The sequence below is a fragment of the Acinetobacter pittii genome (assembly GCF_034067285.1).
GTDB lineage: Bacteria > Pseudomonadota > Gammaproteobacteria > Pseudomonadales > Moraxellaceae > Acinetobacter > Acinetobacter pittii_E.
Map to the genome: position 1 here is coordinate 2,290,033 of NZ_CP139286.1, position 24,302 is coordinate 2,314,334.

Here is a 24,302-nt window from a genome sequence, read left to right on the forward strand (position 1 = left end):
CTTTTACTTCAAAAAATTTTTCTTATCAAAATAATCTTCTGGATAAGGATCTTGACCTTTTAAATTTTTTCTATATTTCATTACACTAATCTGAACACCATCATCAGTTAAGAAATCATTATAAAAGTCCTGTTCTTTAGGATTTTCAAAACCCAATTTTTCAAATATTTGTTCAGATAAATTGCCAAAATTCTCGTATGATTTTCGATAAGCAAAATAATTAACAAAAGCCATCATTCCTATGCACATGAGGAAGCTTATAAAGATCCAAGATAATAAAGAGAAAAAAGAATCCCAAGAGTAATTGAAATCAAAAATATAGAAAAGCAAGAACATTATTGACACCCCACCTCCACAAATAATAGTAAAGTAATAGGTTTGCATAATAATAGCTTTATAGCCCTTTTTTACCGATCGCCCCATTTCATAAATCATATATAATAAACCAGACTTAGGGTCGACTATTGCATAAACTTGGTAGCGCCCATCCACAGGGCTATCATTAATTACAGCTATCAGTTCATCATTTTCTTTAAAACGAACCGTCGTAAATTGCCCTAGTAAAGAATGTTCTTCTATTTCCCCCGTAAAGATGATGCCATCTTTAGCTTTACCTGCCATTACTAGTATAGGAGCACTGGTAAGCAGCGAACTACTTTCCGCGAGCACACCCGCAAAAGCAGTTCCAGCCGCAATTCCACCAATATTCTGATTTACAGGAATTTTAGACTTTGCTTTTTCTAAAGAATGTATTGGACCTTTAACTAGCTTAAGGTTTAATTTATGTTCCACTACTTATTCGCTTGTTGTATTCTTACTAAAATAATCTTGAGGGTAAGGATCATTACCTTTTAAATTTTTTCTATATTTCATTACACTAATCTGAACACCATCATCAGTTAAGAAATCATTATAAAAATCCTGTTCTTTAGGATTTTCAAAACCCAATTTTTCAAATATTTGTTCAGATAAATTGCCAAAATTCTCGTATGATTTTCGATAAGCAAAATAATTCACAAAAGCCATCAAAGCTGCTATCCCAAATATCCCCCCAAAACTCCACACAATTAAACGTAAAAAAGAATCCCAAGAATAAGAAAATCTAAATATATAAAATATTAACAGTGAAATTGATATCACCGCCCATGACAACAAGGTAAAGTAATAGGTCTGCATAAAAATAGCTTTATAGCCTTTTTTTACCGATCGCCCCATTTCATAAATCATATATAATAAACCAGACTTAGGGTCGAGGATTGCATAAACTTGATAGCGACCATCTACAGGGCTATCACTAATTACAGCTATCAGTTCATCATTTTCTTTAAAACGAACTGTCGTAAATTGTCCTATTACTGGATATCCTTCTATTTCACCAATAAAAGTTATACCATCCTTAGCTTTAGCAGCCATTACTAGTATAGGAGCACTGGTAAGCAACGAACTACTTTCCGCGAGCACACCTGCAAAAGCAGTCCCAGCCGCAATTCCACCAATATTCTGATTGACTGGAATTTTAGACTTTGCTTTTTCTAAAGAATGTATGGGGCCTTTAACCAACTTAAGGTTTAATTTTAAATTTTCCATTTAGACACTCACTACTGCATTATTAAATTCTTTTTCTTCTTCTTTAACATCTTTAAAAGCATCTTCACCATTTTCCTTTTTTAGCTTGAATGCACATTTTTGACACCAATCTTGCATAGCATTATCCAAAACATAATTCTTTAAATAAATTTCTAAAGCAACGAGTGCTATACCAGCTACACTCAGCATCGCACCCACACGAACAACCTTTATACCCAATAATGCTCGCCCAATAGCATATCGCTCAACCATACTATATAGTGTGGAATTACGCATTATAGGCAAGTTAAGAAATGCACTAAAGCCGACTGCTAATGTACCAAAGGAACTAGCAGCCTTTAAAAGATTTAAAGCAAAAGCATATCCATTACTTTCTTCAAATGCTTTGTTAAGTCCTTTTAAATCAATAATAAATGAAACAATAGCACCTGCAATTGCAAAATATGCCCCACACTTAGCAATATACGCGGCACGCTCTGCAAAAGAAAACTTTTCCATTGAGCTACTACCCACTTCTAAAATAGCAGCTGTTGTGGCCATCATGCCTGACATATATGACAAAGTATTATCTACTGATGGATCGATATTAAACTTAGAAATTTGTGTTCCTAAGTTAATTAACTCAAATATTGCAACCACACCGGCTACACGTAAGCTTGCGCTTGGTGAACTATTCGCAATAATTCGATCAATTTGACTAGCGGTTTTACTCGGATTTGTTGCAGCCGAAGAATATTTTTTCCAATTATTTTGAACCATTTCAGGTGTCAGCTTAATACGTCCTTTCAAAGTTTGTTCCGGAATAATATAATACAGCGCATTTTTTTTAACGTTTTCTGCCAACATACCACTATGGGCAAATGTATAAAACGTTAAGCGTCCAAGTTTTTTTGCAAATTCTGAACTTAGCGTATATTTCATACTCCACTTCACTGCACTTTGGGTCAGTTCAGACATCCAGTAAAACGTTTTTAATAGGCTAAATTTTTGCCCATGTAGCATGTAACTATTATTGGTTTTATCTGCCGCCCATTCTTGCCAAGCTTTATCTGCGGCAACAAATGCTGCAATCGCAGTTTTAGCCGCATTTTGTCCATCATCCCAAGAAATATCAATAATACTTGGTGCTGCTGCATTATATTTATTTTTTAAACTTTCTTGGTTATAACAAATTGCCCTCATATAAATATTTTCTTTGGCAATTTTTTCTACCCCCAACCAAGTTTCAAGTAATGCTTGTCCACTTGGCACCCCACTCATCCCATTAATCATATCCATGGCATGAACATAAAAAATATTTCCATATGGAACTTGCACATGATCATCATAAGCATGAAGGGCATTGACTACAGCTTTAGACAATAACCATTTAATATGATCATCTCCTATAGCTCTTGCTCCAGCTAAACATTCTTGAATTAATACATTAATTTTTTTATCAAAATTTGATTTAGCCACCATATCTAAATTTGGCTTATATTTTTGAATCCAAATCTGCTCTCCGTCCCTCCTACTTAATTTCCCCATATCTTCAGTATAAATACCTTTATTTGCCATTTGCTTCTCTTGAGCTTTCTTTAATAGCCTTTCTTGTTCTTCTTTTGACTTTCTTTTATATATTTTTTCTAACTCATAATTAATATCATCAGCATCTGATAAGTTTTTTGGTAATTCATCCCACAAACCCATTAATACTTGACTTTTGGTTACCTGAGTACTCAATTGGCTACGTTCATTTAACAATCTATTTTCTAAACAAATTTTAATACTATCAATACATTGAGAACTATGTAAACGATGCTCGTTTGTAAAATCCCCTTCTTTTTTTGCTAAAAAATCCATTACTTTTTTAAATTCTGAATTACGTAATGTATTTAATTTTCTTGTAATTCCTACAGGATCATACAATGCCATACAGGCAAGCGATTTAGGCTCATCTTTAAACTTGTTTAATGTTGCATCGATACGGTTTTTACCAAAACTGTTTAGATTATAAACCGTAGTTTTAAATTGGCTGGCAGCAATACAATGTTCTTGTGCACTTCCACCATTAATTAAAATTTTCTGCCATTTTCCTTCTGTTACAAACTTATCGGCATTTTTTTCATACTCGGATATTTTAGCCTTACTCATAGGCACATGTGTATGAATAATATATGCAATCTTCGCCTCATCTTTAGGATTACTTTCTACAGCTATGACAGATGAATTAAAACTATGACCTGCTCCTTTACATGCGAACTCTGGAACACTTTTAGGTGCCTCTTTACCCACAGGGAAATAAGACAAATGTCCATTTGGGGTAACTTTATATCCCGCCCATTCCAACGCTCCAGATGTTCTTTTCACTAAGCGATAGATATAACCAGTATCAATCATCTCAACCGCATATTTGAGATGGCTTAATTGAATATCTTTAACATTTTTACCTAAGGATGCAGGTAAAGCAGGTGGATTATCTTTAACAACGGTGTACCTTACAGGCAAAATATTAAAGCCTTTTTTACGACAAAAATTTGAACACTCTTTCTGGGCCTGTCCTGCACTACTATTTTGCATGTTTGCAGCAGTTGACTGTTTTGCTGATTTTGCAATTTCACTTTCTTCAATCTTCTTATTAATATTTTTAGCAACAGTTGGGTTACGCATATCCCCCACTGGTGCGGTTTTGCCCATAACAGGAATTTTATCCTGCTTCTGTTTTTGCTTAGCAATCATTTCATTAAATGAATTATTTGATTTTGACTTACCCAATATCATTTTTCGATTTTCTGTCATCTTTTTATCCATTCAATTCTTTAGCTATCTGTTCATATAAATCTTTCGTTACATAATCCATAGCATCTGTAAAAGACATTTCATTCATAACACAATGGTCGTAAAGCACGCTGGTTACTACAGGATGCTGTATAAAATTTTTATGTATAATTTGACTGTATAGACCATATGTGACTAAATCTAAATGATTTTGAATACCATAATCGTAGTAAGCTTCTTTAAGATTTTTATGTATTTCAATTGGATGTACCTTTATTAAATCAACTTGTTCAAACTCATTTAATTGTTGAAATATATTATTAGCAATCTCAATTAAATCTAAATCTATAGATTGCTCAAGGTTCACTTTTGTTAGATTCAATATTGATCGTGATTCCTCGTAAGACTTAAAGCTAAATAGACCTTTTGGATGCAAAAAATGCCATTCTTTAAAGCTATCTAATAAGCCACCTACATATTCTGTTTTAAAAATCTCATCTAAGTAGATCATGACTCTAGGATCATACCAACGGAAAAGAATTTTTTTACCTTGATCAGCAATTACTAATTTAGTTTTTATCTGATCTCGTAATTCCTCAAGTGAGCGTGTCTTCGCCACGCCAAACCCATGAACAAAATAGCAATCATTCGTAATATTTTTATTTCTCGATAGGTTTTGCAACAAATCTTCTTTGACCTGCTCAAATATTTTTTTATCATCAATACAAATAAAAAAGAGGTTTGACTTCGCAATTTCTTTTTTATGCGCTAAAGGGATATATGCAATATTTTTGTTTGATAAATTATCTAATACCTCGTTAAAAATAGAATCATTTAATGTAGTATCTAATAAAAAAATGATCTGACCATATTCACTCAGAATTTGGATACACTGTTCTTCAATTTTAGAAGTAATATCTTTTAAATCTTCATTTTGCGTTGTATTAAAAACCGATAAACTCATGATAAATCTACCTTAGCCGAACCATTCTGAGCGGCTTGAGCCTGCTTCGCAGAACAGTCTGGTAAATCAAGCGCAGGTGGATTTATTGATGACCCCCCCATAAACAAATGTTGCCCTGCTTTCACCTCAAGCTTACCGCCCGTAACAGGGAAAATGCCTGAACCATTCAGCTTAACTTGAGACCCATTGGCTGTCAGATTAATTTCAGTTGGGCTAGTAATAAAAACCGTGTCTTCAGTTGAGGTAATTTGTATACCTTTTCGAGCAATGACATCTAAGCCATCACCTTGAGCCTGAATTTCTACTTTGCCTTGGCCAGCAAAAAGTCGAGCACCCTCCTGAGCGGCAAATAGACTAATCTTTTGGCTCGCATGACTTAATATATTCTTTTGCGTACTAATATTAACGCTATCTCCAGCACTTTGAGTAAGCTGACCATTTGCACTAAGGTGTATATCTTCATTACTACTTACAGCGATACTTTTTGGAGATGCCAACAGCATCACTGCTGATTGAAACTCAGCAGCTTTTTTAGGATCTTCTTGTTTGAGAACTTCTAAGAAAGTCTGAATATTCTCAAGCATATCTAACGGGTCAGTTTGCTGATTTTTAGCAACTTCACTGAGTGCCTTGGCATTGCTAAGACCGCCTTCGATTTGTTGTTTGGCCTCATTTGCATCAAGGTGTACGCCTTGGGCTTGATCCTGTTTGTGGGTACTAATCAGTAAACCACTGCCAGCTCGAACTGCACCCCATTGGTCTGTTCTGAGTTCGAAACCTTCACCACGACCGTCACTTTCGGCTTTATCTTTTGGATGGCTTAAGTTACCCAAGTTGAGCTGACTGGCTGCATGACTACTTTGTAGCTGGGCACTGATTTGCCCTGTGGTGTCGTCAAAACGGAGCTGGTTAAAGCCTTTACCATCGACTTCTTCTGAGCGAATGCCACTGAGCTTTTTAGTGTCAGGTAGCTGGCCTTTCTGGTCAAACTGGGTTGGATGGCGTTCAGCTTCATGAATGCGTCCTACCACAAACGGGCGGTCAATGTTGCCGTCAAAGAAATCGATCACAACGATCTCACCAACGCGAGGCAAGAAGCGTGCGCCATAACCTTCACCTGCCCACGGGGTAAGTACATCAACCCAAGCGGAGTCGGTGTCATTATCGTTACTTCCTGCACCACCATCATGGCTATGGTCGTCAGTTCGGGTAAATAGGAAGCGAACTTTAATGCGCCCCCATTGGTCAACATGGATGCTTTCGCCTTCCAAGCCCACCACTCTAGCGCGCTGCGGATAAGCGGCTGGACGGTGCTCTAACGGGTTATATCCAGGCACCGCTTTAATATTTCTACGCGACAAGATGAGTTCATTACCCTGACGCTCGGTTTGGTCATTTAAATCGGATTGATATTTTTGCCATTGGCTTTGGCTAAAAAGTTGATCGATTTGCTGTTGTAAATCTTTAGGCAAATTATTTTGTAAATAGAAGCTTTTACCAATAATCAGAAATTCTTTGTCCGATCCAATATGCGTATCTATTTCTGGATGTTCATTCAATTCAAACCAATAGCCGACTTGCGTATCACGTACCGTAGTTTGTGCACGGAAATATTTTGATTGAGACGCATAATAATCAGATAGATTTTGATTGAGTTTTTCTAGCTGCTGGTGACCCGATGCGGTGGCTTGGTCTTCACCTTTTAAATCTTGCATCCAAGCAGGACTGACATGCCATGCATGTTCTAGACTTAAACTCGCATTATCCTGATTAATGCTATGAATATGCTTTGACTGAACACTTCCCATGCCTTCTTCTTGACTTAAAGCATCAGCCTGCCAGCGTTGCACATGCACGGCTGTAGATTGCAAGCTTCGAGTTGGAACAAGGCTTGTCATACTGTCTTGTTGTTCAACAGCACTACTGCGGTGATAACGGATATTTCTTCGATTTAATGCTAAATATGATTCATTATTAGCAATTAAACGTAATTTTTGCGGTTGAATCTCATCCGAGCTATCAGCGACCCAAAGCTGAGCTTCATCAATTAACCAGTTAATGCCTTCACTACGCCAAAGTCTGGTTAAAAACTCATAATCTGTTTCATTACTTTGCATAACAAAAGGTCGAACATCGTAATATTCGGTTAGACCTTTTAAATCCAAAGTTAAGCTAGAAGCAAATAACGGACTTTTGTTCTGCCATTCTGTAAATAGAATTTCAGTGATGTCCCGTACACTCTTATTCATAAACACACGGCTATTGCGGCGTTTATGCCATAGCACCGTTGGGTCTTGTAATCTCAGTTTATACAAAGTTAATGAACCATCACTCTGCCCCTGACTGGCTTCGGTAATAATTCCTGTAGTTCTAAATAATTGCCCCTGATCAGTTACTTGATCGACTGCAACCTGACAACCAATAAATTGTTTTAATGAAATATGAGCATTCGTAGAAAGACAAAATAAATCGGCAGTCAGTCCTTCATTTAGCTGATGCTGTCCTTCAATACTTTGTAAAAAGACTTGAGTATTCAACGATGGATTAGAAAACTGAACATGAAGCACGCGCTTTTGCGAGCTGATACCCAAATCTTCTAGAATTCTATATATATGAGATAACATCTTTTTTTATGAAAACTTTGTCAGGATTGGCATTATTTTATAAAATACAGAAACATCTGTCTATTTTGTAAAGAAAAACTTAACCATATGAATACACGAATAAAGCTATCTTTTAGTCGTACATAATTTATTTTAATAAAAAAAGTAATTAGAATACATTACTTATATAAAACCCCATTAAATAATGGGGCTTTTTTTAGTTATATATTTTAATTTTTTATTCTTCTTTTTCAAATTGCCAGTAAACCTCTCCCCAGTCTTGTTTTTTAATTTCTGGAAGAATCTCTCCAGCATTAAAATAATGTCGAGAATTATTACTAGCTACTGTAAACCAATAACCCGATTGAGGAGCCTTCTCACCTGCTTTAATCGCCATTCTATTATAATTATTTAATAAATTTTCCTCTCCTGCTGTTGGATTGAATGAATGATAGAAAGCAATTAAATCTTTAGGATAATAAAGATAATCGTATAATTCTTTGTCATCATTTATTTCCAGTAAAATAACGGCACAAGCAGCTTCAAAAGACCAATACCCATAATATCCACCATCAGCTTTATGGGTATCATGCCAAGGTGCACCTGCTAAATCTTTATACCATTTCTTTAAAAATTTATGTAAATGCTTCAGAGAAACCTTATTATCTTGGCTTACAAAAGCATTTGAAAGCTCAAAGTAAGGCTGGGGAAAAAGAACATCAGAACAGTCAAAACGATTATCATCAGAAAAAGCTAAAAATTCTTCAACGATCCAGTCTTTACCACCATTTTCGTGAGTATCTCCATCTACTAATTTGGCAACACTCATCAATAAGTCATTTCTTTTTAATAAATAACAAAGACTAATTAACCAAATATATAAGCAATAATCATCAAGCAACTCTAAATTAAAGACACTAAAATTTGGATCTTTATAATAAGTTCTTTGCTTTTCAGATAAAATATTAAATAAATTTATAACACTCTCAAAATCTACACGTAAGTGATCAATAGATCTTCCAGCAGTATAGTCTAGTATAAATAGATCAAATTGATATCTTGCAGCTATAGAATAAGAATCAATCCATCCCGCTTCAATATCCTCATCACTATTAGATTCACCTAAAAAGTCTTGAATAGCATTTATTAAGGCAGCTCTGGTAGAGAGATAATACTTTTCATCCCAAAATTGTTGTCTTCGACTAAAATCTTCATCACACATTATATTTCTCTATTAGGAAATTAATTATTATTTATGCACCATACTTGCTTCGAGCATAATCAACCAAGTCTTTTGGATAGTATGGTTTATCTCGATAACTACTGTCATCTATTCGTAAAATAACTGTAATTGCTGCTGCCTCTAATGACCAGTAACCTGGAAACTGACTACTTTTATGACGGTCATGATAGGATTCCCTTTTACTTGCACCATACCACTCATCCATATAAGCTGACATCAGAGCTGGGCGGTCAGCTTCATCCGCCGTAAATACTTTTTCAAGCTTTCTATATGGAAGTTGTCTTAAATATACTTCCGAGATTTCCCGATCTGGTAACCATGGAGAAACTAGTTTATCCAGTAAGGCATCTTGCTCATCATTTTCATAAGCCAGAAGTTCCATAATTGTTTTTAAATGCTCAGGTTGAGCAAATAAAATAGAGAAACAAACTAACTGTAAAGCTTCCCAATATTCACTTGTAATTAATTCTAAGTGTGGTACTAAATGTCCATCACTTTCAGAGCTTTGATGAAAGTCCAAATGATAGAATTCTGCTTTTTTAAGTGCATAAATAACATTAGGAAAGTATTTAGCTAGTTTCTTTACAGAAACACCTGCAGAGTAACTAAAGAATATAAGCTCTAAAGAAGCTTCAAAAAAATGATTAGATGATAAGTAAATTGCACCTTTAGGTTTATCTTTTAAAAATTCCTTGTCATTTAGCCTTTCGCCTATTGTTTGGACTGAGTCTAAAACTTGCGTTACCACATATTCGTAATCTTTATATTTTTGATAAGGTTCTCTTCTTAAATTTTTCCAGTCTTTCTCATTCAATAGGGTAATCATTTAAGTATTATTCCATTAAAAATATTATGGGTAGTAAACAATAATCTGCAGAATACTATTTAAATTTAATAAATTACGAAAAAGCCTATCCGTTAGATAGGCCTTATATTAAAAGATCAAAAAATAAAATATTATGGATTTTCTATATCTAAATACCAAATGGTTTCACCCCAAGTGTTATCTTTAATTTCAGGCATAATTTCGCCTTGATTAAAATGACGCTTTTGCATGTCATTGGCTGGACTATACCATTCACCAGACTGTGGGCAAGGTTGACCAGCTTCACAACGTAAGCGGTTAGCTTCTCCCTCTATAACCCCATGTTCATCTAGAACCATATACTTGCTTCGAGCATAATCAACCAAGTCTTTTGGATAGTATGGTTTATCTCGATAACTACTATCATCTATTCGTAAAATAACTGTAATTGCTGCTGCCTCTAATGACCAGTAACCTGGAAACTGACTACTTTTATGACGATCATGATAGGGTTCTCTTTTACTTGCACCATACCACTCATCCATATAAGCTGACATCAGAGCTGGACGGTCAGCTTCATCCGCCGTAAATACTTTTTCAAGCTTTCTATATGGAAGTTGTCTTAAATATACTTCCGAAATTTCCCGATCTGGTAACCATGGAGAAACTAGTTTATCTAGTAAGGCATCTTGCTCATCATTTTCATAAGCTAGAAGTTCTATAATTATTTTTAAATGCTCAGGTTGAGCAAATAAAATAGAGAAACAAACTAACTGTAAAGCTTCCCAATATTCATCAGTTACCAGTTCTAAATGTGGTACTAAATGTCCATCACATTCTGAACTTTGATGAAAATTGATATGATGCTTTGCATAAAGCTGCCAATATTCCACTACCTTTGGAAAAAAGTCAGCAAGTTCTTCTACTGTTAGACCAGCAGAATAACTAAAAAAAACACTTTTAAGGGATAGCTGAGCAATAGCATTTGAAGCATTCATTAACCCAACATAATAATCATCAGGTCCATGATCAAAATCATTCTCTAGGTTATTTAAACCTATTTGAATATTTTTAAGATTAAAATCCAATCGCTTTTGATAATCTGAAAATTTTTGGTATGGTTCACGTTTAACTATATCCCATTCGGATTTATTCAAAACTTTTAACATATGCTGCAACCCTATTACTCAGGTAAAATATTATCAGGTAAAAAAATTAATGGCATCTGAATATTATGAATTTTTCCTTTGGACCGATCATGCTGCTCATATTGCTTACCAGTAACCATATAAATTTCTCGATTATATGTGGTTGGATTCTTCCTACTTACCCGTGCACTTTGAATAGAGTCCGTTAGATAGTCTTTGTGTGAAGCAGGGATAGTATTGTCCGATTCTAATGATGAATATATCCATCGATGACTCATCTGACGACCTTTAGACTTAGTACCACTTAGCCCAGCTTTCCCTTGACTGCCCGTTAGAGCCCCTTCATTTTTTATAGAAGTTTCTGCACTAGTCGATCTTTTACCTAACCCTGACTGTTCATTGTACTCAGTCTTCTCATCAAAAATTTTACCAATCTCGCTTCGATTACCTTCAATTGCTTTAGCATCAGAATCTGCCATTCCCGCTAAAAAAGCAAAATGACCAAAAATACTTCCCTTTGTTTCACCAACCAAATATTTACGACCTTTATGACTTCCAAACCACAAATGATCTATACCAGTTTGATTAATATCTTGTTTACGTATCCGGTCACCCACTGCATTACGCTTTAAACGATCATGTTCTTCTATTAAACGTCCATTATCATTAATTTTGCGTAAACCCTTTCGTCTTTCTTTTGAATAATAATCCACAATATGCTCAGCAGGCACCCCCGTAGACCAACGCTTTTTTTTCGATTGCCTAATTTCTTGACTACGCTTTGTTTTATTAGCAGCAGAACTCTGAACAGTCGGAGCTTTATCTTTTACTTGCTGCTGTGCTCCACCTCGTTGATGACTTGAAGGTTGTTGAGATGAGTTTTTCCCTTTCCCTGCAACTGTCGTCTGTCTAGGCGGAACTTGACGTGTCGTCTTAGCTGCTGCTGTACTCGGTAATGGGGGATGCATATTCAACATTTGATTAACTGTTTTTTGAATTTCTGCAAACGCAGAATTCATATATTTGGGAGCATCTTTTTTTACTTGTTGAAGCATACGAATTACTTCGTTTACTTTAGGTCTACCCATTACTTGTTTTGCTAACCAAGAATCTAACACATCTACAAATTCATCAATCATTTTATTAAGTAAGGAAAGGCATTCGTTTTTAAGTCGATTCCAATCCATTTCTTTTAATGCTTTTTTAGGATCTATTTTGGCATATTTACGCATAGCATCAAATACACGCTCTGCATTTGCACCACTTCTTGCAAGCTTAAACCCTGCTTTGAATGCATCTCCAAAACCAGGAATACATCCAATTAAAGTTATAACTAAATCTACCCATCCCATTATATTAGCCGGATTTGTGGCTACTAAGATAATTCCCTTAATTAAATCACGTAAATCAAATAATTGTCCTACAACCGGAACACATCCTAAAATTGCTGTAACAATAATTTGACTAGGCCCCGTACCGCTCCCATCTAGTAAGCCTAAAAACCACTTTCCCACATCATCATCTGCTTTTTTTAACTGCTGAGGTGTTACTCTTTGTGTTACAGGTTGTTTAGTCGCTTTTGCTGGTACAGAAGGTAAAGTCGCCATTAAATATCACCTTCTTGATAACTACGCTCGGATTCAGCTTCTTCATCTGTTAAATCTTTCGAATGCATTTCTTTATATGGTTTTGTCTCAGGTGTAATTTCATTTTCTAAAATATAATCATCATAGTAGTCATGTATTATTTCACTGTTATTTTGCATTTCTTCAATTTCATCATCAAAAAAATTATCTTTTAGATAAGCATTGTATGTATCAGAAAATGTTGCCCTCGCAAATAACACATCTTCTTCAGTACGTATTTTTTGCTCAGCAATAGGATTTTTCAAAAGATCTATAAAATGTTCTGGTTTAACTCTAATATCTTCACCATATAAAACTTTGGCTTTCTTACCTAACTCGATATTGTCAATTTTAGCGTAACCATTTGCATCCAACATACCTTTTTTACTGGTCCCATCTTCAAATAAAAGTTCATATGTTGCTTGTTTTACAGGAGATAAATCTTCATAAACATAATTAAGCTCTATTGAACCCGTATTTTTTCCTACTGCTGGCAAAGCAGGCAAAGTAGCAGAAGCACTCCCTCCCCCCATAAACAAATGCTGCCCAGCCTTCACCTCAAACTTGCCGCCAGTGACAGGGAAAATTCCCGAGCCATTAATCTTGATTTGAGACCCGCCTGCCGTGATAACAATTTCTTTAGAAGCACTAATTTCAATTTTGTCTTCTGTAGAAATAATCTGCACAGCTTTACGGGCAATTAAATCTGCGCCATCGCCTTGTGCTTGTATCTCAACTTTGCCTTTGCCTGCATAGAGTCTTGCCCCTTCTTGAGCCGCAAAAAGGCTGATCTTGTTTTGGGCATGCGCGATTAAATTCTTTTGGGTAGACAGGTTAATGCTATCACCAGCAGTTTGACTTAACTGAGCATCTGCGCTGAGGTGAATGTCTTCATTACTGGCTAGAGCAATACTGTTAGGTGCAGTTAATATCATCAAGGCTTGCTTAAAAGCAGCAGCTTTGTCTTGATCTTTTTCTTCAATTTGTTCTATGAATGTTTTTAAGTTCTCAAGAACTTCCAATGGATCAGTTTGCTGATTTTTGGCAACTTCACTGAGTGCCTTGGCATTGTTGAGACCGCCTTCAATTTGTTGTTTGGCCTCATTTGCATCAAGGTGTACGCCTTGAGCTTGGTCTTGTTTATGAGTGCTAACGAGTAAGCCACTGCCTGCTCGAACTGCGCCCCATTGGTCGGTTCTAAGTTCAAAACCCTCACCTCGGCCATCACTTTCCGCCTTGTCTTTTGGATGGCTTAAGTTACCGAGGTTTAATTGGCTAGCCGCATGGCTGCTTTGTAGCTGGGCACTGATTTGGCCTGTCGTGTCATCAAAACGGAGTTGGTTAAAACCTTTGCCATCCACTTCTTCTGAGCGAATGCCGCTGAGTTTTTTGGTATCGGGTAGCTGACCTTTCTGGTCGAATTGCGTTGGGTTCCGTTCAGCCTCATGAATACGGCCCACCACAAATGGACGGTCAATGTTGCCGTCAAAGAAGTCGATGACAACGATTTCACCCACACGAGGTAAGAAGCGTGCGCCATAACCCTCACCTGCCCATGGGGTGAGTACATCGACCCAAGCCGAGTCAGTGTCATTGTCGTTACTGCCTGCTCCACCGTCATGACTATGGTCGTCAGCTCGAGTAAACAGGAAACGGACTTTAATGCGTCCCCACTGGTCGACATGAATACTTTCACCCTCTAACCCAACCACTCTAGCACGCTGCGGGTAAGCTGCTGGTCGGTGCTCTAGTGGGCTATATTCAGGTACAGCTTTAATGTTGCGTCGAACAACATTCAGCTCAGCAAAGTGGCGCTGCTCAGGATTTTGGCTGTCGAGTTGGGCTGCCTTGAGCTTATCTTTTGGTAATAGGCGCTCAAGTTGCTGTTGTAATTCTTTCGGTAAATTATTCTGGTTATAGTAGTGCTTGCTTAAGATTAAGAATTCTTTATCGGCACTGTCATGCTGGTCGAGTTCTGGGTGATCATTAAGTTCAAACCAGTAACCGACCTGTGCATCACGAACATTACCTGAAACGGTAAATTGTTTAGAGTTCAAGTGATGGTAAGCATTGATGTGCTGGTTAAGCTGTTCAATCTGGCTATTGCCTGAAGCGGTGGCTTGGTCTTCACCGTTTAAGTCTTGCATCCACGCTGGGCTAACATGCCATGCATCTTCAAGGTTCAAGCTCGCATTGTCATAGTGTTCGCTGTGCTTTTGGGTGCCTTGTACGCTGCCACTACCCTCTTCTTGTTGCAGAGCATCGGCTTGCCAGCGTTGCACATGTACAGACGTCGGCTGTAGGCTTCGCTCAGCTTTAACTTGGGTAATGGTATCGAACTGTTCTGTGGCACTGCTGCGTTGATAACGTAGGCTACGACGTTCAAGGGCTTGATAGTGTTGGTTATCGTCAATTAAGCGCAAGACTTGTGGCTGAATGGACGCATTCGGGTCGGTGACAAAAAGCTGTGATTCATCGATTAACCAGTTAATGCCTTCGCTACGCCACAAACGGGTTAAAAAGTCATAATCGCTTTCGTTTGACTGCATCACAAATGGACGCACATCGTAGTCTTTCGTTAAACCTGCTGTGTCGAGCGTTAAGCTTGAGGCAAATAGCGGGCTTTTACCTTGCCATTCTTTAAATAAAATTTCGCTAATATCGCGCACGCTTTTGTTCATAAACACGCGGCTGTTACGACGTTTATGCCAAAGTGCAGTTGGGTCTTTTAAGGTGAGATTATAAATGGTAAGTGAGCCGTCGCTTTGCCCCTGGCTCGCTTCGGTAATAATACCTGTGGTTCTAAAAAACTGGCCTGTGTCAGTGACCTGATCGACGGCAACCTGACAGCCAATAAATTGTTTTAATGCAATATGCGCGTTCGTCGACAGACACAGTAACTCAGCAACGCTACCTTGATTGAGCGTATGTTCGCCCTCAATGCGTTGTAAGAAGACTTGGTTATTTAATGATGCGTTGGAGAATTGCACATGAAGAACGCGGTTCTGTGCAACTAAACCTAAACTATCTAAAATTTGAAATATTTTATGGGACATCATTATTATAAAAACTGAGTCATAATCGCCGTTATTTTATAAAAAACAGACAGAATTGTCTATTTATATAAAATAGTTTAGCTTTCATAACTTACATAATTTTTAGTTTATCTAAAAAGAAAGACGGCTTACTAAAAAATCTATAAAAGCACGAGTTTTGGCTGATAAATTAGAAGTATTCGGGTAAAGCAATTGAATATTTTGTAATGGTAAAGAAAAATCTGGTAATAACCGAATTAAGCGATTTTGTTGAATATCTTCATCAACTAACCATGCTGGACAAATAGCAACTCCTAAAGAAGATAGAACCATTTGGTGAATTGCAGTAACCGAGTTTGATTCATACTGACTTCGAATAAATGGTAATGAATATTGCTCCCCTAAACTGTTTTGCAAAATATATTGTGAATCTTGCCAATTTAATAAGGTATGGCCAATCCAAGGAACATCCGCTAAATCAGATATATTTTCTATAGGATGATCTTTTACAAACTGCGGAGTAGCCACAAGATAAATTGGATATTCTCCGATTTTTCGAGTTTTTAAAGATGAGTTTTTTAAATTTCCTAGCCGAATAACCAGGTCTAATTTTTCAGTCACTAAATCATCGAGAGATGAATTAAACGAGTACTGTAAACGTAAATGTGGATAAAGCCGACAAAACTCAGGAAGCAATGGGAGAATAAAACGCTGTCCAAACTCATTAGTTGACGAAAACCGTAAAGAGCCTGTAATACTTGTTCCTAAATGCTGACTACGTTCCAAAGCCTCAGCAATATGAAGTTGAATTTGCTTAAAATCTTCATAAAACTGTTGACCTATTTCCGTCAATGCAATGTTGCGGGTGTTACGAATTAAAAGGCTTGTATTTAACTGCTTTTCTAATTGTTTTATATCAATACTTACCATTGATCGGCTTAAGCCTAAAGTTTCAGCAGCCTTAGTAAATGATCCAGAATCAACGACCTGTAAAAAACTGGTAATTTGCTTAAGATTTTTTTGCACAATTTAGCCGATTGTTTGAAATTATTAAACAATGATTTTACTTCGCCTGCATCGACAATAAAAGTGCTGGATCTTACCCTGCCTGCTCGGAGGTAGGTATGTCTTATCGATATAAAATAGCAACGGTGTTTTTACTTGGGTTCTTTATTGATTGCATTAATATTTTTATGTCAGCAATCGCATTACCCAATATTGCAGCATCATTTTCAATCAACCAGAGTATGGTCGCTTGGGTAACAAATGCTTATATTCTAGGTTTGATTCTAATCATGCCAATGAGTTTATGGTTAGCCAGCAAGTTAGGAAATCAAAAGTTATTGTCTTTTTCAATGCTTCTATTTTCTTTAAGCATCTGGCTTATTGGCTCAAGTGAATCGATTTATAGCTTAATTTTTTGGCGATTTATTCAAGGCATAGCAGGTGGTTTATTAATTCCAGTCGGACAAGCACTGGTATATGCCTTATTCCCAAACCAAGAACGCCAACGCATTTCTACAATGATTATGGCAATTGCGCTTATTGCCCCTGCATTTTCACCAGCGATTGGTGGAGCGATTATTGATTCATTAAACTGGCGATGGGTATTTTTTTCAAATCTTCCCTTTTCTTTAATTGCTTCGGCTTTAGCATGGTTATGGATTAAACAAACAGAGAATGTACCTAGCGTAAAACCTGATATTTGGGGCTTACTTATTTTTAATATAAGCCTTTTATGTTTATTACTCTCCTTTTCGTTTTATGGGGATTATCATAATGCCACGTTGGCTATAGGCAGTTTTCTAATTTCGGTCGGAATGCTTACTTTTTATCTTCATCATGCAAAGAAAACCGATCATCCAGTTCTCAACCTACAATTATTAAAAAATAAAAATTTACGCAATGCATTTATTATTTATTACGCTGTTCCCGGTGTTTTTACAGGCGTTAATTTACTCAATATTTTTAATTTACAGATCAACTTTGGCTTTAATGCAAAACAAACCGGCTTATTTATGTTGCTCTATGCAGCCGGTGCATTGGCGGCGATGGTCAACGGCGGACTGCTCTACCAAAAACTGGGTAAAAAATATTTACTTATCATTGGAATTATATTGCATAGTCTTGGTATTTTCTTTTTAGTTTATATTTCCAATAGCAATCAATTCAGCCTTTTAATTTTCGCTTATTTATTGATGGGAATGGGAGGCGGACTAAGTGCCAATATTGCCCAAATTAGTTCATTGATTGATTTCACTGGAAAAGATTTATTACAAGGTAGCGTGCTCTGGAATATTAATCGCCAAGTTTCATTTAGTGTCGGCACGGTTGTTCTTATTTCAATATATAACTTGATGTCTTCTTCAAACGGCATAATCCGTTATCAACATACTTTTTTAATTGCAGCTCTACTCTGCATCATTTCATTAATTCCCATTTTAAAGGAGAAAAATCATGTCTAATCAAATGGATCAAGCTATTCAAAGTGTAATTGACTTGCATGTGTTGATCGAAAATGTATTTACAGGCCAAAATGCAGAACAAAATCTTAACCCACTTTTAGATAGTTTTGATCAAAATTTTAAGATGGTAACGGTTCAAGGGCAGAGCATTGGTTTAACTGAAGTGAAGAGTTTATTCAGCCAAAATATGGGCAAGAAACCTTCTTTAAAAATTAGCATTCTTAAAAGTGCAGCTTTATACGAATTTGAAAATTATTGTTGGGTGCAATATCAGGAACATCAGCAAACGAGTGAAACCGAAACATTACGCACTTCGACAGCCTGCATTAAAGTAGAAGGCGGAAAATGTTATTGGGTTTATTTACATGAAACTTTAGTTCCACTCGGCAATTAAAAATCGATGCCAAATTTTCAAAAGCCTCTTCACATTAGTAAGAGGCTTTTGGACGATTAGAAATGGAATGATAAGACTAAGAATTTTAAGGAAGCAGAATCACCTTACGGCAGTCCTCTTCTCTTTCATTAAAAATACGATATCCCTCTGCGGCATCTTCTAATTTCATTCGGTGGGTAATAATCGTTTCAGGTGATAAATCACCACGCTCAATCAGTTCTAAAAGTTGCGGTAAATATTGATGCACATGGGTTTGGCCCATTTTAAAAGTTAATCCTTTATCAAAAGCATCGCCAAACAAGAAACCATGAATCGGGCCTGCATATACACCCGGTACACTCACGACTCCACCACGACGAACCGCGGCAATGCATTGACGCAGTGCTGCACCACTTGAACCTTCTAGTTTTAAATTGGTGAGTACTGTCTCAATCACACTGCCTTTTGCCTCGAAGCCAATCGCATCAATCACAGCATCGACACCGCGGTAATTATCGGTATGTTGAATAATAAATTCGGCCGCATCGACTTCATCAAAATTAACAGGAATAGCACCGTATGTTGCCGCTGCATAGTTCAATCGATAGTCATTGTGATCGACCATAAATATCTTTTCAGCACCAAGCATCTTGGCACAAGCAGCACTTAATAGTCCGACTGGACCAGCACCATAAATTGCAACAGTTGAGCCACGTTTCACTTGGGCATTAGTCACGGCTTGCCAAGCAGTCGGTAGAATATCAGTCAAGAAAAGTACTTTTTCATCTGATAATGAAGTTGGCACTTTAAAAGGGCCTTTATTGGCTTTTGGTACACGCACATATTCCGCTTGCCCACCCGGTATACCGCCGTAAAGATGACTATAGCCAAATAAAGCTGCACCTGGTGGAATTTGTTTTTTATTAATAATTGCGCCGCGCCCTGTATTAGTGGTTTCACATGCAGCGGTCAGGTCAAGTTGGCAAAAGAAACATTCACCACAGGCAATCACAAAAGGAACAATGACTCGATCACCCTTTTTCACTGCGGTAACGGCGGGACCGACCTCTTCAACCACGCCCATAAACTCGTGCCCAAAGATATCGCCCTGCTCGGTTCTAGGGATTTTGCCTCGATATAAATGTAAATCAGAGCCACATATCGCTGTGGCTGTCACTCGTAAAATAATGTCATCTGGTTCTTGAATAATAGGGTCCGCTACAGTTTCTACTCGAACATCTTCTGCACCGTGGTAAGTAAGAGCGCGCATATTGTTATTCCTCTATTTTCTATCATGTCCTTTGATTATGAGGAGGCTTTCTTTACGATTTGCAACGTTTCTTACCTTTCACGTAAGGCATATAGTGCAAATGCAACGCTACAGAGATTTCAGTAACATTTAATGAATGTAAATAAATTAGTTTTTGCGAGGGCTGTTTTTGTTATTTAACTCAGTAAAAAGCCAATCATCCATGCACTAAAATGATTGGCTTTGTCTTAAAAATTTGAATTAATCTAACTTGAGTTGCTGTCTGAGCTTTAAAATATCGACCAGACCTTTGTCTCTGGTTTGATATAAATCGATATCTTTATATTGGTTTAAAAGCTGGTTGGTTTCTGCTTCCAATAACTCTGTTGTCTCATCTGAATGTTGAAATGCGTGCATATCATTCCACCATTCTGTCATTGGTGGGCCTAAATGATGAATTGCCTCTTTAAACCCTTTTTGGTTTGCAAGCTGCATATTAATATAGGGACCAAAGAGCGCCCATCTTAAACCCGGCCCACTGGTAATCGCGACATCGACATCTTCGGCAGAGCACACGCCTTGTTCAACCAATGAAAAAGCTTCTCGCCATAGCGCAGCCTGCAAACGGTTTGCGACATGCCCTTTTACTTCTTTATTTAAAACGATTGGGTGCTTACCCAAGTGTTTATAGAACTCAGAAGCCTGTTTTAAAATTTGAGGATCTGTCAAATTACCACCAACGATCTCGACCAAGGGTAAGAGATGAGGCGGATTAAAAGGATGACCTAATAAAACACGTTCAGGATGCCGCGCCTCTTTTTGAAAATCAGACACTTTTAAGCCCGATGAACTTGAGGCAATAATGGTATGTTCAGGGCAATATGCTGTGATTTCTTGATATAGCTTTTGTTTTACATCGAGACGTTCAGGGGCATTTTCTTGAATAAAATCTACATCTGAAACCGCATCTTTTAAGTAATTAAAAATTTCCAGATGAAGCAGCACATCTTGCGGAGAATAACGGTGTTCAGCATTTTGGTATAAAGCCAATAAATCGTTTAAATTTGCAGATATTCTTTTTTTAAAGACCGCTTCATCAATCGGATATGGGTCATAAACCTTAACTTTAAATCCTTTATGTAAAAATAAGGCCGTCCAACTCGCACCTATTACACCAGCTCCAACAACACCAACCGTTTTAATGACTTCCATATTTTCCTCGTAAAAATGTTGTTTTATTAAGAAATTTCTTTTGTTCCATTTCATGCCTATAATAAACATAGCAGATTCTAAGAATCACTGCTCTAAATGGATATTGACGGTGAAAGATATGAAGAACTCGTCTTCTCATGCTTACGATGAAGCATCTCCCTCTGAAGAAAGTCTCTCCTCGGTTCACCCGGATTTACGTGTTGGATTTATTCTGATGAATAAATTCACCTTAGCACCTATTTCCGGTTTCGTTGAATCTCTTAGATTTGCAGCAGACAAGTCTTTTCGTAGTTTGCAAATTTACTGCAAATGGGACTGGATGACTTTTAATGATGAGCCAGTTACTGCAAGTTGCGGATTATCCGTTAATCCAACAACCTCACTTAACCTAAAAGCTTTAAAAGAAAATTATGATTACATTGTCATTGCAGGTGGTTTACTCACAGAAACACGCAATCCCCCAGAAAAATTATTAGAAATACTCAACGAAATACATAACGCAAAAATACCAATTATTGCCTTTTGTTCAGGCTGTTTTGTGTTAGGAAATGCAGGACTCATGGATGGTCGGAAATGTGCAATTCACTTTACGACCAGAGAAGAGTTTTCAGAAAGATTTCCTAAAGCAATCACGGTGGTGGATAAAGCTTATGTTGAAGATCAAGGTATTTTCACTTGCCCTGGTGGAACTGCCATAGATTTAGCTGCGGATTTAATACGGCGTCATTGTGGTGATATTCGGGCACAAAAAAGCTTAGAATATTTACTCATTAATGCTGACAAACAAATCATTGATGAAAAAGACGAGATACATTTAGATAGCCCAACTACCTATGAAAATAATATTGTCTCTAAAGCTATAGCTTTTATGAGTGAAAATTTAAGTGCACACGTTACATTAAAAGAAGTAGCAGAGCATGCGAGAACTAACCCAAGACAACTGCACCGCGCATTTTTATCGAGTACCAATGAACCACCATCAAATTATTGGCGTAAATTAAGACTCGAACATGCCAGAAAATTACTTGCCAACACCAATGCTTACATCACCAATATTGCTATTGAATGTGGTTTTTCTGATGCCTCTCATTTTATTCTTTGGTTTAAAAAACAATATGGTGAAACCCCTTTTACCTATAGAAAACGTCGTCATGAAGTAGAAAAACTCAAATAATAATTCTATTTAACCACGCTACTAAAACGCGATATTTTATATAAATTGTCCTATATAACCTATTTTTTGACCTTAAATTCTTTTAACCTGTCATGCTTCATGCTTTTTCCACCTCCTATTAACGGCTCAGTCAATTATTTGAGTTATTCAGTTTTCCTATGTCAAAAAATTTAGCAACATTGATTGGTTTAAGCGCCATTCTCATGTGGGCATCTATGGTCGGCCTTGTTAAGCATATTACTGCCGCAATTGGTCCCGATATGGGTATTACGCTGATTTATACTTTCAGTGCCGTGCTATTGCTTATTATTTTTAGAGTTCCAAATTTTAAGTTAATTTCTAAAAAGTATTTAATTTTAGGTACCGCTTTATTTATTGCTTACGAACTTTGTTTTTCATTTGCAATTGCTTATTCCAAAACAGCTCAACAGGCTATTGAAGTGAGTATTGTGAATTACCTCTGGCCAAGCTTAACAGTTTTAGCCTTTGTCATTTTTAAAGAACTAAAGTTTAATTTTATTATTATTTTAGGTTTACTCATCTCAATTTCAGGCATCATTTTTATTCAGACCGGAAATAGTGATTTTAGTCTCAATAGTATTGTTGATAATTTTCATAGCAATCCTTTAAGTTATATTTTGGCCTTTGCAGGCGCTGTCATTTGGGCTTTTTACTGCGTGTTAACCAAGAAAATGAGCAATGGACAAAATCCAATTTCTATTTTCTTTATCTGTGTAGCACTCACCCTATGGATTAAGCTATTTATCACAGGTCACGCAACTCTACCCTCTATCGATCTAGCGACATTTATAACTTTAGCGGTCGCTTCTGTTGCTATTGGTTTAGGTTATGCAGCATGGAATATTGGTATTATTCATGGAAATATTACCATGCTGGTTGTTGCATCTTACTTTACCCCGATCATTTCATCTCTTTTGGCAATGCTCGTTTTACAAACTCAATTGTCTATGAGCTTTTGGCAAGGAACTGCAATGGTCACAGCAGGTTCCTTTATTTGCTGGATGTCTACAAACTGGTCAGTTATTCGTCCTTTCATCAAAAAGATCACGAGAGAAATTCAATATCTCTTTACGTCGAATCGTTAGAAATTGAACTCAATTTTGAAAACCCCACTATCGGTTTTTAACGCTTCTGCCGCGTGGCAAGCCAACATAAAACCGAGCCGATGCATACCATAGCTGCCCCCTGCCAAAACGACATTGAAAGCGGTGTTTGTAAAACGATTGCTGCCAGAGCTGCTGAAAACACAGGTATAAAATAAGACGCACCTGCCAGAATCGTTACATTGCCATGCAATATCCCGACGTTCCATGCGGCATAGCCAAAACCCATTGCCGCAGCAGCAAGCACAAGATAGATCACAGCATGGAAGTCAAATACCATTGGCGCCCCGCCAATGAGGAGGTATTTCACCCATAACACCAGCGCTGTAAGTATAAAAAAGAGTGTTACACCATTTTTTCCGTTGGCGATTCTTGCAGTTACCGTGCAATATGTCGCCCAAATTAATGCACCGATAAAAGCCAGCCCATAACTGAGCGGATTATCTTTTATATTTTCGAGCATACTTGCCAAATCAAGTCCTTGCTCACCCCCAAGTACCCAGCAGATTCCCAAAATGGCAATCACAAATCCGGGAATTATTAACCAGTTAGATTTTTGATTATTAAATAAAATAGCTGCGACCATGGTTAAAGCTGGCCATAAATAATTCACCATTCCCACTTCAATGGCTTGGCGATTGGTATTTGAATAACCAATAGATAAGGCAAGACATAACTCATAGGACACAAATAATAGACTTCCCCAAATTAAATAGCGCTTAGGGAATTCACTCAGTTTTGGAAATCCAATGCTAATCAGGAGAAAGACAGAGGCAACGCTATACATCATGGCTGCACCACCAGTTGCTCCCAAGCTTTCGCTTACACTACGAATTAATCCAACAATAGAACTCCATAGCAAAACAGCGATGAGCCCTATTAACGTTGCATTTCTCTTGCTTATCATATCTTTAAACCACTTCTCAAATTGAGAGTCG

18 protein-coding genes are annotated in these 24,302 nt (G+C 37.1%); 4 read left to right on the forward strand and 14 right to left on the reverse strand.

Annotation, left to right across the window (positions count from 1 at the left end; all coding sequences use genetic code 11):
• Positions 1-3: 3 nt before the first annotated feature.
• The 11 genes from SOI81_RS10755 to SOI81_RS10805 all read right to left on the reverse strand — a co-directional run bounded on the left by SOI81_RS10755 (position 4) and on the right by SOI81_RS10805 (position 16,793).
• Positions 4-792 (reverse strand): putative type VI secretion system effector, encoded by a 789-nt coding sequence (locus tag SOI81_RS10755; RefSeq protein ID WP_320540691.1) that lies wholly within the window; start codon positions 790-792, stop codon positions 4-6.
• Between the two features lie 3 nt (positions 793-795).
• Positions 796-1,587, reverse strand: coding sequence for a putative type VI secretion system effector (locus SOI81_RS10760; protein WP_320540692.1), 792 nt, complete (start codon positions 1,585-1,587; stop codon positions 796-798).
• Positions 1,588-4,365, reverse strand: a complete 2,778-nt coding sequence (locus SOI81_RS10765; protein ID WP_320540693.1) for a T6SS effector BTH_I2691 family protein — start codon at positions 4,363-4,365, stop codon at positions 1,588-1,590.
• A 4-nt stretch (positions 4,366-4,369) separates the two neighbouring features.
• On the reverse strand, positions 4,370-5,308 hold the full coding sequence (locus tag SOI81_RS10770; protein WP_320540694.1) for a hypothetical protein: 939 nt from the start codon (positions 5,306-5,308) through the stop codon (positions 4,370-4,372).
• Positions 5,305-7,932: a type VI secretion system Vgr family protein gene (locus SOI81_RS10775; RefSeq protein ID WP_320540695.1), complete on the reverse strand. Its 2,628-nt coding sequence runs from the start codon at positions 7,930-7,932 to the stop codon at positions 5,305-5,307. The genes SOI81_RS10770 and SOI81_RS10775 overlap by 4 nt, the downstream gene beginning before the upstream one ends.
• A gap of 217 nt (positions 7,933-8,149) precedes the next feature.
• Positions 8,150-9,133 (reverse strand): PoNe immunity protein domain-containing protein, encoded by a 984-nt coding sequence (locus SOI81_RS10780; RefSeq protein WP_320540696.1) that lies wholly within the window; start codon positions 9,131-9,133, stop codon positions 8,150-8,152.
• A gap of 31 nt (positions 9,134-9,164) precedes the next feature.
• Positions 9,165-9,980: a PoNe immunity protein domain-containing protein gene (locus SOI81_RS10785; RefSeq protein WP_174766551.1), complete on the reverse strand. Its 816-nt coding sequence runs from the start codon at positions 9,978-9,980 to the stop codon at positions 9,165-9,167.
• 131 nt (positions 9,981-10,111) lie between these two features.
• Positions 10,112-11,128 (reverse strand): PoNe immunity protein domain-containing protein, encoded by a 1,017-nt coding sequence (locus SOI81_RS10790; protein ID WP_174766110.1) that lies wholly within the window; start codon positions 11,126-11,128, stop codon positions 10,112-10,114.
• A 14-nt stretch (positions 11,129-11,142) separates the two neighbouring features.
• Entirely contained in the window at positions 11,143-12,714 is a 1,572-nt protein-coding gene (locus SOI81_RS10795) for a hypothetical protein (protein ID WP_174766111.1), read from the reverse strand.
• Positions 12,714-15,791, reverse strand: a complete 3,078-nt coding sequence (locus SOI81_RS10800) for a DUF2345 domain-containing protein (RefSeq protein ID WP_239976438.1) — start codon at positions 15,789-15,791, stop codon at positions 12,714-12,716. Before SOI81_RS10800 ends, SOI81_RS10795 begins: the two co-directional genes overlap by 1 nt.
• A 108-nt stretch (positions 15,792-15,899) precedes the next feature.
• Complete coding sequence (locus SOI81_RS10805; protein WP_239976439.1) at positions 15,900-16,793, reverse strand: LysR family transcriptional regulator; 894 nt, start codon at positions 16,791-16,793, stop codon at positions 15,900-15,902.
• 98 nt (positions 16,794-16,891) lie between these two features.
• Between SOI81_RS10805 and SOI81_RS10810 the strand changes: the two genes are divergently transcribed.
• Positions 16,892-18,232 (forward strand): MFS transporter, encoded by a 1,341-nt coding sequence (locus SOI81_RS10810; protein WP_239976440.1) that lies wholly within the window; start codon positions 16,892-16,894, stop codon positions 18,230-18,232.
• Entirely contained in the window at positions 18,225-18,626 is a 402-nt protein-coding gene (locus tag SOI81_RS10815; protein ID WP_239976441.1) for a hypothetical protein, read from the forward strand. The genes SOI81_RS10810 and SOI81_RS10815 overlap by 8 nt, the downstream gene beginning before the upstream one ends.
• Before the next feature lie 85 nt (positions 18,627-18,711).
• On the opposite strand, the gene ybdR is transcribed toward SOI81_RS10815, so the two are convergent.
• Positions 18,712-19,875 carry a zinc-dependent alcohol dehydrogenase gene (gene ybdR, locus SOI81_RS10820; RefSeq protein WP_239976442.1) on the reverse strand — a complete coding sequence of 388 codons (1,164 nt, stop codon included), beginning with the start codon at positions 19,873-19,875 and terminating at the stop codon, positions 18,712-18,714.
• Positions 19,876-20,115: 240 nt separating this feature from the next.
• Entirely contained in the window at positions 20,116-21,066 is a 951-nt protein-coding gene (locus SOI81_RS10825; protein ID WP_320540697.1) for a 3-hydroxyacyl-CoA dehydrogenase NAD-binding domain-containing protein, read from the reverse strand.
• 118 nt (positions 21,067-21,184) lie between these two features.
• Here SOI81_RS10825 and SOI81_RS10830 point away from each other — a divergent pair, with 118 nt between their 5' ends.
• A complete protein-coding gene (locus SOI81_RS10830) occupies positions 21,185-22,240 on the forward strand; it encodes a GlxA family transcriptional regulator (protein WP_025470337.1) in 1,056 nt (351 codons plus the stop codon).
• Between the two features lie 158 nt (positions 22,241-22,398).
• Positions 22,399-23,346, forward strand: coding sequence for an aromatic amino acid DMT transporter YddG (gene yddG / locus SOI81_RS10835; protein WP_239976444.1), 948 nt, complete (start codon positions 22,399-22,401; stop codon positions 23,344-23,346).
• A gap of 37 nt (positions 23,347-23,383) precedes the next feature.
• On the opposite strand, the gene yddG (SOI81_RS10840) is transcribed toward yddG (SOI81_RS10835), so the two are convergent.
• The gene (gene yddG / locus SOI81_RS10840) at positions 23,384-24,271 is read right to left on the reverse strand and encodes an aromatic amino acid DMT transporter YddG (protein ID WP_263631135.1); all 888 of its coding nucleotides are present in this window, start codon (positions 24,269-24,271) and stop codon (positions 23,384-23,386) included.
• Positions 24,272-24,302 lie beyond the last annotated feature (31 nt).